14 protein-coding genes are annotated in these 16,293 nt (G+C 71.9%); 6 read left to right on the forward strand and 8 right to left on the reverse strand.

What is annotated here, in order from left to right; all coding sequences use genetic code 11:
* The first annotated feature begins 52 nt into the window (after nt 1-52).
* Genes F4556_RS17560 through F4556_RS17575 form a run of 4 tightly spaced genes read left to right on the forward strand, consistent with a single transcriptional unit; the run spans nt 53 to nt 3,560 of the window.
* A complete protein-coding gene (locus F4556_RS17560; protein ID WP_184916748.1) occupies nt 53-1,009 on the forward strand; it encodes an ABC transporter ATP-binding protein in 957 nt (318 codons plus the stop codon).
* Nucleotides 993-1,895: an ABC transporter permease gene (locus tag F4556_RS17565; protein WP_184916751.1), complete on the forward strand. Its 903-nt coding sequence runs from the start codon at nt 993-995 to the stop codon at nt 1,893-1,895. The genes F4556_RS17560 and F4556_RS17565 overlap by 17 nt, the downstream gene beginning before the upstream one ends.
* A gap of 9 nt (nt 1,896-1,904) precedes the next feature.
* Nucleotides 1,905-2,822: an ABC transporter ATP-binding protein gene (locus tag F4556_RS17570; RefSeq protein ID WP_184916754.1), complete on the forward strand. Its 918-nt coding sequence runs from the start codon at nt 1,905-1,907 to the stop codon at nt 2,820-2,822.
* Between the two features lie 27 nt (nt 2,823-2,849).
* Complete coding sequence (locus F4556_RS17575; protein ID WP_184916757.1) at nt 2,850-3,560, forward strand: ABC transporter permease; 711 nt, start codon at nt 2,850-2,852, stop codon at nt 3,558-3,560.
* Between the two features lie 145 nt (nt 3,561-3,705).
* Here F4556_RS17575 and F4556_RS17580 read toward each other — a convergent pair whose 3' ends face one another.
* Together F4556_RS17580 and F4556_RS17585 are read right to left on the reverse strand one after the other, a co-directional pair.
* A complete protein-coding gene (locus F4556_RS17580; protein ID WP_184916760.1) occupies nt 3,706-4,935 on the reverse strand; it encodes a CynX/NimT family MFS transporter in 1,230 nt (409 codons plus the stop codon).
* Between the two features lie 62 nt (nt 4,936-4,997).
* A complete protein-coding gene (locus F4556_RS17585) occupies nt 4,998-5,723 on the reverse strand; it encodes a FadR/GntR family transcriptional regulator (protein ID WP_184916763.1) in 726 nt (241 codons plus the stop codon).
* A gap of 170 nt (nt 5,724-5,893) precedes the next feature.
* Between F4556_RS17585 and F4556_RS17590 the strand changes: the two genes are divergently transcribed.
* Nucleotides 5,894-6,790, forward strand: coding sequence for a sporulation protein (locus F4556_RS17590; protein ID WP_184916767.1), 897 nt, complete (start codon nt 5,894-5,896; stop codon nt 6,788-6,790).
* 166 nt (nt 6,791-6,956) lie between these two features.
* On the forward strand, nt 6,957-8,753 hold the full coding sequence (locus F4556_RS17595; protein ID WP_184916769.1) for an LCP family protein: 1,797 nt from the start codon (nt 6,957-6,959) through the stop codon (nt 8,751-8,753).
* A gap of 146 nt (nt 8,754-8,899) precedes the next feature.
* On the opposite strand, the gene F4556_RS17600 is transcribed toward F4556_RS17595, so the two are convergent.
* The 6 genes from F4556_RS17600 to F4556_RS17625 all read right to left on the reverse strand — a co-directional run bounded on the left by F4556_RS17600 (nt 8,900) and on the right by F4556_RS17625 (nt 16,290).
* Nucleotides 8,900-9,703, reverse strand: coding sequence for an HAD family hydrolase (locus tag F4556_RS17600; protein WP_184916772.1), 804 nt, complete (start codon nt 9,701-9,703; stop codon nt 8,900-8,902).
* A complete protein-coding gene (serS, locus tag F4556_RS17605) occupies nt 9,700-10,977 on the reverse strand; it encodes a serine--tRNA ligase (protein ID WP_184916775.1) in 1,278 nt (425 codons plus the stop codon). Before serS ends, F4556_RS17600 begins: the two co-directional genes overlap by 4 nt.
* A gap of 701 nt (nt 10,978-11,678) precedes the next feature.
* Nucleotides 11,679-12,614: a prephenate dehydratase gene (gene pheA, locus F4556_RS17610; protein WP_184916778.1), complete on the reverse strand. Its 936-nt coding sequence runs from the start codon at nt 12,612-12,614 to the stop codon at nt 11,679-11,681.
* 110 nt (nt 12,615-12,724) lie between these two features.
* Complete coding sequence (locus tag F4556_RS17615; protein WP_184916781.1) at nt 12,725-12,877, reverse strand: hypothetical protein; 153 nt, start codon at nt 12,875-12,877, stop codon at nt 12,725-12,727.
* A gap of 176 nt (nt 12,878-13,053) precedes the next feature.
* Nucleotides 13,054-14,301, reverse strand: a complete 1,248-nt coding sequence (gene efeB / locus F4556_RS17620) for an iron uptake transporter deferrochelatase/peroxidase subunit (protein ID WP_184916784.1) — start codon at nt 14,299-14,301, stop codon at nt 13,054-13,056.
* Nucleotides 14,302-14,307: 6 nt separating this feature from the next.
* Nucleotides 14,308-16,290, reverse strand: coding sequence for a copper resistance CopC/CopD family protein (locus F4556_RS17625; RefSeq protein WP_184916787.1), 1,983 nt, complete (start codon nt 16,288-16,290; stop codon nt 14,308-14,310).
* Nucleotides 16,291-16,293 lie beyond the last annotated feature (3 nt).

Consider the following 16,293-nt stretch of genomic DNA (forward strand, 5'->3'; position numbering starts at 1 on the left):
TCGTCATCCCAGCTCATGTCGCCCGGCCGGGGCGAGCACTAGGTTGGGGACCGTGTCCACTGTCATCAAGACGGACGGCCTCACCAAGAAGTTCCCCCGGGTCACCGCACTGGATCGGCTCACCGTAGAGGTGCAGCCCGGTGTGGTCGGTCTGGTGGGCGCCAACGGGGCGGGCAAGTCCACACTCATCAAGATCCTGCTCGGGCTGGCCCCGGCGACCTCGGGGACGGGCCAGGTGCTCGGCCTGGACATCGCCACCGAGGGCTCGGCCATCCGCGAGCAGGTCGGCTACATGCCCGAGCACGACTGCCTGCCGCCCGACGTCTCGGCGACCGAGTTCGTGGTGCACATGGCCCGGATGTCCGGCCTGCCGGCCGCCGCCGCCCGTGAGCGCACCGCCGACACGCTGCGTCACGTCGGCCTCTACGAGGAGCGGTACCGCCCGATGGGCGGCTACTCGACCGGCATGAAGCAGCGGGTGAAGCTGGCTCAGGCCCTGGTGCACGACCCGAAGCTGGTACTGCTCGACGAGCCGACCAACGGCCTCGATCCGGCCGGCCGGGACGACATGCTGGCGCTGATCCGCCGGGTTTACACCGACTTCGGCATCTCGGTGCTGGTCACCACCCACCTGCTCGGCGAGCTCGAGCGCACCTGCGACCACCTGGTGGTGATCGACGGTGGCCGACTGCTGCGGTCCTCCTCCACCGCCTCGTTCACCGAGGCGACCCAGCTGATCGCGGTCGAGGTGACGGACCGTCCGGACGACCCGGCCTTCGACGCCGACGCGGCCGTGCTGGCCCGGCTCACCGCCGCGGGGCTGTCGGTCCGTACCGACGGCACCAAGATCATGCTGGTCCAGCTCAGGGACGACGACACCTACGACGCCATCCGGGACACCGTGGCCGACCTCGGCCTCGGCCTGGTTCGGCTGGAGCAGCGCCGCCACCGGGTCGCCGAGATCTTCGCCACCGAGACGGGAGGGCCCTCCGATGTCGCTGCCTCCTGACCACACCGCGCCCGACAGCGGGGTCATCCACAACATCGGCTACCGCGGCTACCAGGGCCCCCGCCTCGGCCGCGGCTACGCCACCCGGTCGCTCTTCGTGCAGGGCCTGCGCGCCGCGTACGGCCTGGGCCGCTCCGGCAAGTCCAAGGTGCTGCCGATGCTGGTGGCCGCCGCGCTGGCGGTGCCCGCGCTGGTCATCGTGGCGGTCGCGGTCATCATGAAGCTGGACAAGCTGCCGGTGGGGTACGCGGACTACATCTCGCTCTCGCTGCTGGGCCTGTTCGTGCTGATCTTCCTGGCCGCGCAGGCCCCGGTGCTGATGTCCCGTGACCTCCGGCACAACACCGTGCCGCTGTACTTCTCCCGGCCGATCACCCGGGGCGACTACGTCAAGGCGCGCTTCCTGGCGATGGCCGCCGCGCTGATGCTGCTGATGACGGTGCCGCTGGTGGTGCTGTACCTGGGCGCACTGCTGGCCGGTCTGCCGTTCGGCGAGAACACCGCGCACTTCGGCCAGAGCCTGGTCGCCGCGGCGCTCTACTCGGTGCTGTACTCCGCGATCGGCCTGCTGATCGCCGCCGCCACCCCGCGCCGCGGCTTCGGCGTCGCGGCCATCATGGGCGTGATGTTCGTCAGCAGCCTGCTGGCCGGCATCGTGTACGGCCTCGGCAGCGGCGTCGGCCCCGCCCCGGAGTCCGCCAACTGGGCGGCCGTGCTCTCGCCGAGCACCGTCTCCCAGGCGCTGGTGAACGAGGTCTTCTCGATCACCACGGGCGGCTCGATGCACGCGCCCGGCGGGCTCGGCATCGCCGTCTTCGCGCTGGAGACCGCCGTCCTGATCGGCGGCTCGTACTGGCTGCTGCTGCGCCGCTACCGGAACATCTGAGAGGTCGTCATGGCAGTCATCACCATCGACAAGGTCTCCCGCTGGTTCGGCAACGTGGTCGCCGTCAACGACGTCACGATGGAGATCGGCCCGGGCGTCACCGGGCTGCTCGGCCCCAACGGCGCGGGCAAGTCCACCCTGATCCACATGATGAGCGGCTTCCTGGCCCCGTCCTCCGGGACGGTCACCCTGGACGGCGCGCCGATCTGGCGCAACCAGCAGGTGTACCGGCAGATCGGCCTGGTGCCCGAGCGGGAGTCGATGTACGACTACCTGACGGGCTGGGAGTTCGTGCTGGCCAACGCCGAGCTGCACGGCCTGGCCGACCCGGGCGCCGCCGCCGAACGGGCCATCGGCCTGGTCGAGATGAAGTACGCGCAGGACCGGAGGACCGGGACGTACTCCAAGGGCATGAAGCAGCGGGTCAAGATGGCCTCCGCGCTGGTGCACGACCCGGCCGTGCTGCTGCTGGACGAGCCGTTCAACGGCATGGACCCGCGCCAGCGGCTCCAGCTGATGGAGCTGCTCCGGCAGTTCGGCGCCGACGGCCGCACCGTGCTGTTCTCCTCGCACATCCTCGAGGAGGTCGAGCAACTGGCCCGGCACATCGAGGTGGTGGTGGCCGGACGGCACGCCGCCTCCGGTGACTTCCGCCGGATCCGCCGGCTGATGACCGACCGGCCGCACCGCTACCTGATCCGCTCCAGCGACGACCGCAGGCTGGCCGCCGCGCTGATCGCGGACAGCTCCACCGCCGGTATCGAACTCGACTGGCACGAGAAGGCGCTGCAGGTTCAGGCGATCAACTTCCCGCAGTTCACCGCACTGCTGCCGAAGGTCGCCAAGGAAGCCGGCATCCGGCTCTACACCGTCTCGCCGGCCGACGAGTCGCTGGAGAGCGTCTTCTCCTACCTCGTCTCCTCCTGACGCCCGTCGCTCCGAAAGGCTGACCCCGTGAACCTGACCGTCGCCAGGCTGACCGTACGCGGCCTGCTGGGCCGCCGCCGCGGCATCCTGCTGCTGGTCGCCCCGGTCCTGCTGTTGGTCGTCTCGCTGATCGCCCGGTACCTCGACCAGCAGTCCGCGGCCACCGACATCCTCGGCCGGCTCTCGCTCGGCACCCTGGTGCCGATCCTCGGCCTGGTGATCGGGACGGGCGTGATCGCCACCGAGATCGACGACGGCTCGATCGTCTACCTGCTGGCCAAGCCGCTGCCCCGGTGGAAGATCATCACCACCAAGCTCGCGGTCGCGGTCGGCACCACCTGGCTGTTCGCCGCCGTCCCCACCCTGCTGGCCGGCCTCGTCCTGGTCGGCACCCAGGACAACCTGGCCGTCGCCTACACGGTGGGCACGCTGGTCGCCGGGGCCGCGTACAGCGCGGTCTTCCTGCTGCTCGGCGTGGTCACCCGGAACGCGGTGGTGGTCGGCCTGGCGTACGCCCTGGTCTGGGAGAGCCTGTTCGGCAACTTCGTCGAGGGCGCCCGCACCCTGAGCATCCAGCAGTGGGGCCTCAGCCTCGCCAAGACGGTCGCGGCCGACGGCGCCATCGTCGCCCCGGTCTCGCTCGGCGTCGCCGTACCGCTCCTGATCATCGTCGCGATCGCCGCCACCGCCCTCGCCACGGTCAAACTCGCGGGGCTGACACTCTCTTCCGACGAATAAGTGGCACCACTCAGGGGCCCGGGGAACGGCGGCGCCGACCTCAGGAGCGTTCAACGTGCGTGTGTGGTCAGGCACTTTCGCAGTGATGCCCGCCAGTCACGAACCGTCGCAGTTCCCCGAGCCCCTGGTGGCTGAGCCCGGAGCGCTAGCGCAGGACGCGGTTGCGCCCCGCCCCCCAGCCCGCGGCGGCGGCCATCGCGGCCATCACCAGCAGCAGCGCCAACGGCAGCTCCCACCCCCCGGTGAGCTGGTGCAACGCCCCCGCGCCGACCGGCCCGGCCGCGGCGACCAGGTAGCCGACCGCCTGGGACATCCCGCCGAGCTGGGCGGCGCCGAGCGCGGAGTCGGTTCGCAGCACCAGGAAGGCCAGCGCGAGCCCGAGCGAACCGCCCTGGGCGAGGCCGAGCACGGTGGCGGAGACCCAGGCGCCGGAGACCGGCGCCAGCAGCAGGATCACCACGCCGGTGGCGTTCAGGGCGGCCATCGAGACGGCGAGGCCGCGCTGACGGGTCATCCGGCCGGCGATCAGCGGGACCAGGAAGGCGCCGGCCACCTGCACCAGGTTGCTGAACGCGAAGACCAGACCGGCCTCGCCCCTGGCCATGCCGTGGTCGACCAGGATGGTGGGCAGCCAGGCGATCAGCGTGTAGACCATCAGCGAGGAGATGCCCATGAAGGCACTCACCTGCCACGCGAGACCGTTCCGCCAGATCCCCTCGATCGGTCGTCCGGCCGGAGCCGCCGCGACCGCCGCCCGCTCCTGACGGGACCTCAGCACCTGCGGCAGCCACGCCAGGGCCGCCACCAGCGCGAGCAGCGACCAGGCGCCGAGCGAGCCCTCCCAGCCGCCGCCGAACACCTTCTCCAGTGGCACCGAGACGGCCGCCGCGAGCGTCGCGCCGATCAGCATCGAGGTGGAGTAGACGCCGGTCATGGCGGCCGCCCGGCCGGGGAACTCGCGCTTGACCAGGCCCGGCATCGAGACGTTCAGCACCGCGATGGCGATCCCGATCACCACGCAACCGGCGTACAGCGCGAAGGAGTTGGGCAACACCCGGAGCAGGATGCCCGCGCCGAGCGTGAGTACCGCGCCCAGGACCACCTTCTCCGCGCCGAACCGCCGGGTCAGCCGGGGCGTCAGCGGGGCGCCGAGACCCTGGAACAGCACCGGCACGGTGGTGATCAGGCCGCTCGCGGTGGCGGACAGGCCGAAGGTGCGCTGGATCTCGCCGAGCAGCGGGGAGATGGCGGCCAGCGAGGCCCGCATGTTGAGGGCGACCAGCACGATGCCGAACAGCAGCAGAGCGGGGTGCGCGAGCTTGGTGCGGGTACGGACCGTGGTGGCGACGGCCGGCTGGGCCTGGGTGACCGACATGGTGCTGTTTTCTCTCCGGGCAGGAATGAACGATGAAGGGACCGACGGGAACTGTCCCGTCGTCACTTCCGCGCGGCGATGGCGGCGAGCAGCTGCTCGACGGCGCCGATCGGCTCGGCCAGCAGGGACCGGCAGGCCGCCTCGGCCAGCTCCGGGTCGCCGCTCTCGATCGCGTCGACCAGGGCCTGGTGGGTGGCCACCACCACCTCGGGCATCTCGTGGTCACCGAACGAGGCCTTCATCGACTCGCGCACCGAGGCGCCGAAGTAGCGGTACACCTCGGTCAGCGCGGGGTTGTGCGCGGCCTCCACCACGGCGGTGTGGAACTCCAGGTCGTGCTCGACGGTGGCCTCCCGGCCGGTCCGCTCGGGCTCGGTGGCGATGATCTCGGCCTCCCGGGCCAGTGCGGCCCGCATCCGGGCGATGTCCTCGGGGGTGTGCCGGAGCGCGGCCAGCCGGGCCGCCTCGGTCTCCAGCGCGGCCCGCACCTCCAGGACGTCCCGGACGCCCGAGCGCTGCACACCGCGCAGCACCGAGGCCGGGTCGCTGGTGCTCCGGACGAAGGTGCCCTCGCCCTGCCGGGAGACCAGCATCCCCGCGTGCGCCAGCACCCGGATCGCCTCCCGGACGGTGTTGCGCCCCACCCCGAGCCGCTCGGCCAGCTCGTGCTCGGTCGGGATCTTCCCGCCGACCGGCCAGCTGCCGGCGCTCAGCTGCTCCCGCAGCTGCTCGATCGTCTCGTCCACCAGGGAGCGTCGCCCGGCGGCCTGCAGTCCGTCGCTGCTCATCGGGGGCTCCTCTCGCGGTGGACAGCAGTCATCCTACAACTGCTTGCCCGGTCATCCTACAACTGGGTCGGATGTCCGGGTCTGCGATGTCATGGCCACCGGGAACCGCGGGGCCGAAACCTGCGTTTCTCCGTTCGCCGTTCCCTTTTCCGGAGTTGGAGTACCGCCCCATGGTGTTCAAGAAGCTGCTCGGTGCGTTCGGCGTGGGTGGCCCCACCGTCGACACCGTGCTGGCCACCCCGTCGGTGCAGCCCGGCGGGCTGATCCAGGGGCAGGTCAACCTGGTCGGCGGCACCCAGGAGGCGAAGATCTCCGGCATCACGCTGACCCTGGTGGCCCGGGTGGAGATCGAGCACTCGGAGGGGGAGAGCGACGGTCTGGCCTCGTTCGCCCGGTACTCGGTCAGCCCGCCGCTGATCCTGGCCGCCGGTGAGCGGTGCTCGGTCCCGTTCGCCGTCCCGGCGCCGTACGAGACCCCGGTGACCTCGGTGGCCGGGCAGCACCTGCACGGCATGTCGCTCGGCGTCCGGACCGAGGTGGAGATCAGCGGGGCCCGGGACAAGGGCGACGTCGACCCGCTCGGGGTCGAGCCGCTGCCGCTCCAGCGCCAGGTGCTGGAGGCCTTCGCGGCGCTCGGCTTCCGCTTCCACAGCGCCGACCTGGAGTCCGGCCACATCCGGGGCACCGGGCAGAGTCTGCCGTTCTACCAGGAGATCGAGTACCTGGCCGGGCCGCAGTACGCGCACCTGTTCAAGGCCCTGGAGCTGACCTTCCTGGCCGCCGCGGACCGGGTCGAGGTGGTGCTCGAACTCGACCGCCGCAGCAGCGATGTGATCAACCATCACGTCCTCGACCGCAGCTCGGCCGGGCAGGACCTGACCGCCGTGGTGGACGGCTGGATCCAGCAGGCGCTGGCGCACGGCGGGCACGGACACGGCTCGCACGGGCACGGTTCCGGCGGTGCGCTGCTGGCCGGTGCGGCGGTGGGTGTGGTCGGCGGACTGGTGCTGGAGGAGATCATGGACGAGGTCGTCGAGGAAGCCTTCGAGGAGATCTTCGAGGACTGATCCGGAGGCTGCCCGTCCGAACGGCAGCCCGGCCCGTGACTCCGCAATGTTGCCTTTATATGCTCCGCAGAAGCTCTGAAGGGCTGTATGCGGTTCTTTCCGACAACAGGCCCCACGGGAGCGATCCTGACCGAGCTGTCCCTGCCTGCTGGTGGAAGGTGTGCGTATGTCTGGCCAGAGGCCGGGGTCCTCGGACCACGACGCCGAGTGGTGGCGTGACGACGTCTCCCACGGCGCGCCCTACCGCGACCCGTACCAGGAGCAGCCTGCTGCTCAGCAGCCCCAGGGCTACCGGCCGCAGTCGACGCCCCGTCAGGCCGTACCGGGCCAGCAGGGCGGCCGGGCCGAGGCCAGGCGGGCCCAGCAGCAGTCCCGAGCCGAGGTGCCGCCGCCCGCCGGGCCTGGCGGGCGGGCGGCCGCCCGGGCCGCTGCCAAGGGCAAGGGCGGACCCGTGGGTCCGGGCGGGAAGAAGAAGCGCAACCGGAAGAAGGTCGTGGCCTGGGTCGCGGCCGGGGCGCTCGGCCTGGTGGTGGTCACCGGCGGCGCGCTCTACCTGAAGATCAACGGCAACATCAGCACCTTCGACAAGGACGGCCTGAGCTCCGACCGTCCGGACGCCGCCGCCCCCGACGCGAACGGCAACACCCCGATCAACGTGCTGCTGATCGGCTCCGACTCCCGGGCCGGCGGCAACGCCGACCTGGGCGGCGGCGAGGACGGCGGGGCCCGCTCCGACACCACGATCCTGCTGCACGTCTACGCCGACCGGAAGCACGCGGTCGGCGTCTCCTTCCCGCGGGACGCGATGGTCGCCCGGCCCAAGTGCAAGCTGCCGAACGGGAAGTGGACCAAGGAGGAGACGAGCGTCATGTTCAACTCCGCCTTCTCGGTCGGCGAGACCGACGCCGGCAACCCGGCCTGCACCCAGAACACCGTGGAGAAGCTCACCGGCCTCCGGGTGGACCACACCATCGTGGTCAACTTCCAGGGCTTCGCCGCGATGACCAGCGCGGTCGGCGGCGTCACCGTCTGCCTCCCGAACGCCATCTACGAGGGCAACCTCAACCCCAAGCTCGGCCGCAAGGGCAAGGAGATCTTCCCCAAGGGCGAGCAGAAGGTGTCCGGGCAGAAGGCGCTGGACTACGTCCGGCTCCGGCACGGCATCGGCGACGGCTCCGACATCGGCCGGATGAAGCGTCAGCAGGCCTTCCTGTCCGCCCTGATCAAGGACGTCAAGAGCAAGGGCATGGACGCCACCACCCTGCTCCCGCTGGCCGACGCGGCCACCAAGTCCCTGATCGTGGACGAGGACCTCGGCTCGGCCGCCAAGCTGCTCTCGTTCGCGCTGTCGATGAAGAACATCGACCTGCACAACATCCAGTTCATCACCACCCCCTGGCGCTTCGACGGTTCCCGGGTGGCCCTGGTGAAGCCGGACGTCGACGTGCTCTGGCAGGCCCTCAAGTCGGGCAAGACCCTGGACGGCCAGGACGCCAACGCCGCCGGGCCCGCCCCGAGTTCGGCCCCGCCCGCACCCGCGAGCTCGGCGCCGGCCGCACCGCCGGCCTCCGTCAAGGGCACCGGCATCAAGGTCTCGGTCTACAACGGCACCACCACCGCCGGACTCACCACCGGGGCGGTGAACGCCCTCAAGGAGTCCAAGTTCACCGTCGGCACGGTCGGCAACGCCTCCACCCAGAACCACGCCACCACCGTGGTCCAGTACGGCCCCGGCCAGAAGACCTCCGCCCAGACCGTCGCCGAACTCTTCCCCGGCGCCACCCTGGAGTCCTCCACCAAGGCGGGCATCAACCTCGTCCTCGGCAAGGACTACGCGGCCACCAACGGCGGCACCACCACCCCGGCCACCACCCCGACCGCCATCCCCAGCAGCATCGCCCAGGCCGCCCGCCCCGCCGACACCGCCGCGTGCGACGACGTCTCCTACGGCAGCGCAGGCTAGGCACCACCAGGGGCCCGGGGAACGGCGGCGCCGACCTCAGGAGCGTTCAACGTACGTAACTGGCTGGGCACTTTCGCAGTGATACCCGCCAGCCACGAACCGTCGCCGTTCCCCGAGCCCCTGGTCTCACGTGGCCGAGCGCCTGCCTACGAGAAGAGCCGTTCCAGCACGACGGCCACGCCGTCCTCGTCGTTGCTGACGGTCACCTCGTCCGCCACCGCGAGCAGCTGCTCGTGCCCGTTGGCCATCGCCACCCCGTGCGCGGCCCAGCCGAACATCGGCACATCGTTCGGCATGTCCCCGAACGCGATGGTCTGGGCGCCCTTGACGCCGAGCCGGTGCGCGGCGACCGCGAGGCCGGTGGCCTTGGTCAGGCCGAGCGGGAGCAGCTCCACGATGCCGGCCCCGGCCATGGTGACGCCGACCAGGTCGCCGGCGACCCGCTGGGCCACCTCCGCCAGGGAGTCGTCGTCGTGCCCGGCGTGCTGGACGTAGAGCTTGCTGATCGGAGCCACCAGGAGCTCCTCGACGCCGACCTGACGGATCGGCAGCCCGGTGCCGATCTCCAGCTGGTAGCCGGGCCCGCACAGCACCTCGCCGTCCAGCCCGTCCTGGTTGGCGGCGATCGCCAGCGTGCCGATCTCGGCCTCGATCTTGGCGATCGCCTCGGCCGCCGCCCGCCGGTCCAGGGTGAGCGAGGTGAGCAGCCGGTGCGCCCCGGCGTCGTAGACCTGGGCGCCCTGCCCGCAGACCGCGAGGCCGGTGTAGCCGATCTCGTCGAACACCGGCCGGGCCCAGACCGCGGACCGGCCGGTGACGATGATGTGCAGCGCCCCGGCCGCGACGGCCGTGGCCAGCGCGGCGCGGGTGCGCGGGGTGACGGTCTCCGCCGAGTTCAGCAGTGTCCCGTCCAGGTCGGTCGCGACCAACCGGTAGGGCAGGGTGGTCACTTGACCGGTTCCAGGACGGCTCGCCCGCCCAGGAAGGGCCGCAGCGCCTCCGGTACGGCGACCGAACCGTCGGCCAGCTGGTGGTTCTCCAGGATGGCCACGATCATGCGCGGGACGGCGACCAGGGTGCCGTTCAGGGTGGCCAGCGGGCGCACCTTGTTGTCCGCGTCGCGGAGCCGGATGGCGAGCCGACGGGACTGGAACTCGGTGCAGTTCGAGGTCGAGGTGACCTCGCGGTACTTGCCCTGGGTCGGGATCCAGGCCTCGATGTCGAACTTCCGCACCGCCGAGGAGCCGAGGTCGCCGGAGGCGACGTCGATCACCCGGTAGGGGAGTTCGAGCGCGTTGAGGAAGTCCTTCTCCCACTGGAGCAGGCGGCGGTGCTCGGCCTCGGCGTCCTCGGGCGTGGTGAAGACGAACATCTCCACCTTCTCGAACTGGTGCACCCGGATGATGCCCCGGGTGTCCTTGCCGTAGGTGCCGGCCTCGCGGCGGAAGCAGGACGAGTAACCGGCGTACCGCAGCGGCAGCTTGTCCGCGTCGATGATCTCGTCCATGTGGTACGCGGCGAGCGGGACCTCGCTGGTGCCGACCAGGTAGCGGTCCTCTTCCTCGAGGAAGTAGACGTTCTCCGCCGCCTGGCCGAGGAAGCCGGTGCCGTCCATGGCCGCCGGGCGGACCAGGGCCGGGGTGATCATCGGGGTGAAGCCGGCCTCGACCGCCTGCGCGACCGCCATGTTGACCAGGGCGAGCTCGAGCAGCGCACCGACGCCGGTCAGGTAGTAGGAGCGCGATCCGGCCACCTTGGCGCCGCGCTCGGTGTCGATCGCGCCGAGGACCTTGCCCAGCTCGACGTGGTCCTTGGGCTCGAAGCCCTCGGCCGCGAAGTCGCGCGGGGTGCCGATCTCCTCGAGCGTGACGAAGTCCTCCTCGCCACCGACCGGGGCGGCGGGGTCGATCAGGTTGGCCAGCAGCCGGAGCAGGCGGTCGGCCTCCTCGTTGGCCTCGCGCTGCTCGGCCTCGGCGGCCTTGACCTCGGCGGAGAGCTCGCCGGTGCGCTTGAGCAGCGCGGCCTTCTCGTCGCCCTGGGCCTTGGGGATCTGCTTGCCGAGCGTCTTCTGCTCGTTGCGCAGGTCGTCGAAGCGGGTGCCCGAGGAGCGGCGCCGTTCGTCGGCGGAGAGGAGGGCGTCGACCAGGTCGACGTCCTCACCACGGGCACGCTGCGAGGCGCGCACTCGGTCGGGGTCCTCACGGAGCAGGCGAAGGTCAATCACGGGGCCCAGCCTACCGGGGCAGGACTGCTGGACCGGTACCTGTTTTGGTGTCGCAGCACGGGCCGGTGGGGCGGGAGGGGCCGGAGTGTCGACTCCCTGTCGGATATGTCGCTTTCTGCCCGTTTCTCTGGCATCCTGCCCCCGGCCGTCCGCCTCGGCGCAGGTCAGCGGGGTGTGCGCGCCCCCGGAAGCCTGGGGATAACTGCCGTCAACCTGTGGATAACTGCCGTGCAGAGCCCCGCCTGCGCCGGTCATCCACAGGCCCGGCCCCGAGCCTGTGGATGACCGGCATGTGCAGGCCGGGCCGTTGATCTGCGAAGGAATTGAGGTTTCAAACCTCGATTCCTCCTCTCGGGTGAGGGAATTCGCGCACTCGGACGGGTGATTTGGAAGAAGAAGGATGACTCTGGTCCGATTAGTCGGCTCTGGCGGAGAAGCGGATGATCTGACCGGCCCAGCCAGTGGATATGCCGGTTTGTCGACTCGTCCCCAAGCCTGTGGATAACTGTGGATAACTCGGCTGTCGCCCGCCTGTGGATGGACCGGGGGACTGTGGACGAAGCCGTCCGCCCGCCGACGGATGCGGCGGGCGGAGGTCCGGAACGGTCGGTCGCCCGGCCGGGTGAAGCTATCGGCGTGTCGAAAAGTGGCATTTCCAGGCGCGAAATGATCGATTTAGATCATCTTCGGCCGGAGTGCCCTCAAGCCTCGCCGCGCCCGTCCAGTGCCCGGGAGAGCCAGTCCGCGGCCAGGCTGAAATCCTCGTCCGAGGTGCCGGGCCGCAGCGCGGTCGGCCGGCCCTGGTCCGCCCGCGGATAGGAGCCGAGGAACCGCACCTGCGGGCAGATCCGCCGCAGCCCCATCAGCGCCTCGCTCACCCGGCGCTCGCTCAGGTGCCCCTCGCAGTCGATCAGGAAGCAGTAGTTGCCGAGCCCCTCGCCGGTCGGCCGGGACTCGATCCGCATCAGGTTGATGCCGCGCACCGCGAACTCCTGGAGCAGCTCCAGCAGCGCGCCCGGGTGGTCGTCCGGCAGCCAGACCACCATCGAGGTCTTGTCCGCCCCGGTCGGTGAGGACACCCGGCCCGGCCGCCCCACCAGGACGAACCGGGTGGTCGCGTTGGCCGCGTCGTGGATGTCGGTGACCAGCGGTTCAAGACCGTAGATCGGCGCCGCGAACTCCCCGGCGAACGCCCCGTCGAACCGGCCCTCCTGCACCAGCCGCGCGCCGTCCGCGTTGGAGGCGGCCGACTCCCAGCGGGCGTCCGGCAGGTTGGCGGCCAGCCAGCGGCGCACCTGGGGCTGGGCCACCGGGTGGCTGGTGACGGTCTTGATGTCGTCCAGCGCCGTCCCCGGCCGCACCAGCAGCGCGAACGAGATCGGCAGCAGCACCTCGCGGTAGATCATCAGGGCCGTGCCGGTGGCGAGTTCGTCGCTGGTGGCGGTGACGGCGCCCTCGACGGAGTTCTCGACCGGGACGAACGCACCGCTCGCCTCGCCCGCCCGCACCGCGTCCAGTACGGCCGGCACCGAGGCCAGCGGCACCAGCTCCCGGGTCGCGGCCTCCGGCAGCGTACGCAGCGCCGCCTCCGTGAACGTTCCGGCGGGGCCGAGGTAGGTGTAGCGGGTGGCCGACATGCCGCCTCCGTACGAAATGCATCTGGTGCTGCCCGACCAACCCACCTTAGTCAGTCCGCGACCCGGCCACCGAAGCGTCCGTCCTCTGGGCAACGGCGGCCGACGACCCGTCAGGCCGGGCCGGCCTCGACGGCGGGCCCCGCCGCCGCGGTCCCGGCGCCGAGCACGGCCGGGTCGTCGGCGACCTTGGCGAACAGCACCATGCCCTCCAGCTGGGCCACCGCTGCCCGGGCACCGGCCCGGCCGGCGACTACGTCGAGCACTTGCTCGGCTGAGTTTTCGGCAGACGGTCCGGCAGACAGGGGCTCGGGGAACTGCGACGCCGACCTCGGTAAAGGTGATCCGTACGTAGGCGGTCAGGCACTTTCGCATGTGACCCGCACGCCAGATCTCCTCGCAGTTCCCCGAGCCCCTGGATAGTGCAACCTCAGGAGGTGCCTCAGTCGAGCAGTGCCTGCCCCACGTACCCACCCTCGGGCGCCCCCGGCGGCACCGCGTAGAGCCCGCTCGACTCGTGCCTGATGAACCGCGAGAGCCCGTCCCCCCGGGCCAACTTCCGCTGCACCGGCACGAACCCCTTCATCGGGTCGGCCTGGAACGCGACGAACAGCAGCCCGGCATCCGGCGACCCGTCGGCCAGCACCCCGTCCGCGTAGGAGAACCCGCGCCGCAGCATCGCGGCCCCACCGTTGGAGCCCGGTGCCGCGACCCGGATGTGTGCGTCGGCGGGCACCGCGAGGGCGCCGTCCGCACCCCGCGCGGTCAGGTCCACCGCCGTGGTCTCGGTCCCGCCCGAGAGCGGTGCGCCGTCCGACTTCCGTCGGCCGATCACCCGCTCCTGACGGTCCGTCGGCAGGTTCTCCCAGTTGTCCAGCAGCATCCGGATCCGCCGGACCACCGCGTACGTGCCCCCGGCGAACCAGCCGTCGCCACCGGTGAAGATCTTCTCCTCGAAGCCGTCCTGGCCCGGCTTCGGGTTGTTGGTGCCGTCCACCTGGCCCATCAGGTTGCGTCCGGTCATCGGGTGCGGGGTGGCGCCGGGGGTGCGGCCGAAGCCGGCCATCTGCCAGCGCAGGGTGGCGGTCCCGGCGGCCTGGCGCTGGAGCACCCGGAGGGCGTGGAAGGCGACCAGCGCGTCGTCGGCACCGATCTGCACCCACAGGTCACCGTCGCTGCGGGCCCGGTCGATCGCGTCCTCGGGGAAGTCCGGCAGCGGGGCGAGCGCGGCCGGCCGACGGTCCGTCAGGCCGGTCTTGTCGAAGAGCGAGGCGCCGAAGCCGAAGGTGACGGTCAGTGAGCAGGGCCCGGCGTCCCGCGCGATCTGGTTCTCCGCCGACGGCGCGTCCTCGCCCCGGGCCAGCCGCGCGGCCGTCGCCGACCACTGCCGCAGCAGCTTCCGCAGCCCGTCCCGCGATCCCGTTCCACCGGCCCCGTCGGCCAGGTCGAAGGCGGCCAACTGCACCCGGGCCTGGGCGGGTTGCAGGATGCCCGCCTGCCGGGGCCCGTGGAACGGGATCGTGGCCCGGCCGAGCGCGGCGCCAGTGCTGCCGCCCGTACCGGCGGCCGGGGCGGCCAGGGCCTGCTGCCCCAGCGCGCCGCCGACCGCCCCGACGGCCAGGCCGGCGGCCCCGGCGCTGCCGAGCAGCGCCCGGCGGGAGAGGCGGGGGAGTCCGGAGGACGAGGTCATACGGTGTCAGCCGATCTTGAGCGGTTTTACCTCGGTCACCTGGTCGATGTCGGAGGACCGTACGGTCACCGACAGCACCCAGTTGCCCGCGAGCGGGAGTTGGCCGGTGCCGGACCAGCGGCCCGGGCCCTCGGCCTTGAGGGTCACCGGGAGCGGGCCGAGGTCGCGGTCCGGCAGGGTGAAGGCGAGCTCCACCTCGGGCACCTCGACCGGCTGACCGGCGGTGTCGGTCAGGGCGAGCCGCACGTTGTTCAGCCCGACGTCCGCCGGGTTGAGGGCGACGGTGGCGGTGCCCTTGGCGTTCGGGGTGCGGCCGCCGGTGTCGTACGGGAGCTTGAGCTCCACGGTCTTCCCCGGCACGACGCTCGCGCCCGCGGCCGGCGTACCGGCGGGGCTGCTGCCCGGGGCGGCGGCGACCGCCTCGGCCACCTTGCCGGGCGGGGTGTTGGTCAGCATGGTGGTGACCACCAGCACGACCACCGCGACCGCGGCCTCGACCAGGACGGACCGGCGCAGCCCGGCCCGCGCGGGCGTGCCGTCGCGCTCCTGACGCACCGTCGCCTCGTCCCGGGCGGCCCGCTGTCTGGCCAGCTGCGCGGCCCGGACCGGGTCGGTCCCGTCCGCCACCGCGGCCTTGGCCGGGGCGGCGGCCTGCGCCGGAGCAACAGCCGGACCCGAGCGCAGCCGGGCCACCCAGCCCCGGGAGAACCAGGCGACGCCCACCATCGCGACCACGGCACCGGTCTTGATCAGCAGCAGCCGCCCGTACTCGGTGTCCACCAGCGCGCCCCAGCTGCCCAGCCCGCGCCAGGCCTGGTAGACGCCGGTCAGCACCAGTACCGCGACGGCGCCGAACGCCAGCCGGGAGAACAGCTCGACCGCCCGCGGCCCGACCCCGTTGCGGAGCGCGAGCAGCAGCGTGGTCAGCCCGCCCAGCCAGAGCGCCATCGCCAGCAGGTGCACCATCGCGGCCGGCAGCGCCAGCCAGACCTGCTCGCCGACCGAGGCGTGGTCCGCCCCGGCCCAGGTGGCGGAGAGCGCCACGGCCAGCACCAGACCGGCCACGCCGAGGCCCAACCGGGCGTCCCGGAGCGGCCGTTCGGCGGCCCGCTGCTCCAACTGCCGCAGCTCGTCGGGCTCCTCATCACCCTGCGAAGCGGCCTCCGGAGCAGCCTCCGACGTGGCCTGCGGAGCGGTCTCCGGCCTGGTCTGCCCCAACTGCCCGACCAGCAGCGAGAGGAAGACCCCCGCCGCCGCGAGCAGCAGCAGCCGGACCGACAGCGCCGTCCCGATCCGCTCGTCCAGGGTGCTGCGCACCAGCGAGAGGTCGAACGCCTGCCCGATCCCGGTGCCCCGCTCGTACGGGCCGCGCAGCAGCAGCACCGCCACCGTGGACACCAGCAGCGAGACCCAGCCGGTCATCAGCAGCCGCTGCACCGACCGGACCGCCGCCCCGGCGGGCCAGCAGATCAGCACGAACGCGGCCGCCCCGGCCAGCAGCGCGAACGCGGCGTACGCGACGGTCCTGCCGGTGCCGTAGGCGAACGCGACCGCGCCGTCCGCCTTGACGTCCTGGAGTGCGGCGGCCGAGACGGTGGTCGCCGAGGGGGCGCCGATCGAGAAGGTGAAGGCCCCGCCGATCGGGTGCGAGTCCTCCGAGACGGCCCGCCAGGCCACCGTGTAGGTGCCGTTGGCGAGGCCCGGGCGCAGCGCGACCCGGGCGGTGGCGGCCTTGCCGTCGACGTGGCCGGGTTCGCCGGAGTCCACCGACGTGCCGTCAGGTCCGAGCACCCGGACCGAGTCGGGAGAGAGCGAGACGCCCTCGCTGAAGGTCAGCGTCACGGCGGCCGGCGCGGTGGCCACCACCGCGTTGTTCGCCGGGTCGGTGGAGACCAGCGTCGCGTGCGCGGACGCCGTACCGGCGCCGCCGATCAGCAGCAGCACGGCCGTGACCACGACCGTCAGCAGGGCACCAAGCCTCTTCCACATGAG

The organism is Kitasatospora gansuensis, assembly GCF_014203705.1.
In the GTDB taxonomy this organism is placed as follows: domain Bacteria; phylum Actinomycetota; class Actinomycetes; order Streptomycetales; family Streptomycetaceae; genus Kitasatospora; species Kitasatospora gansuensis.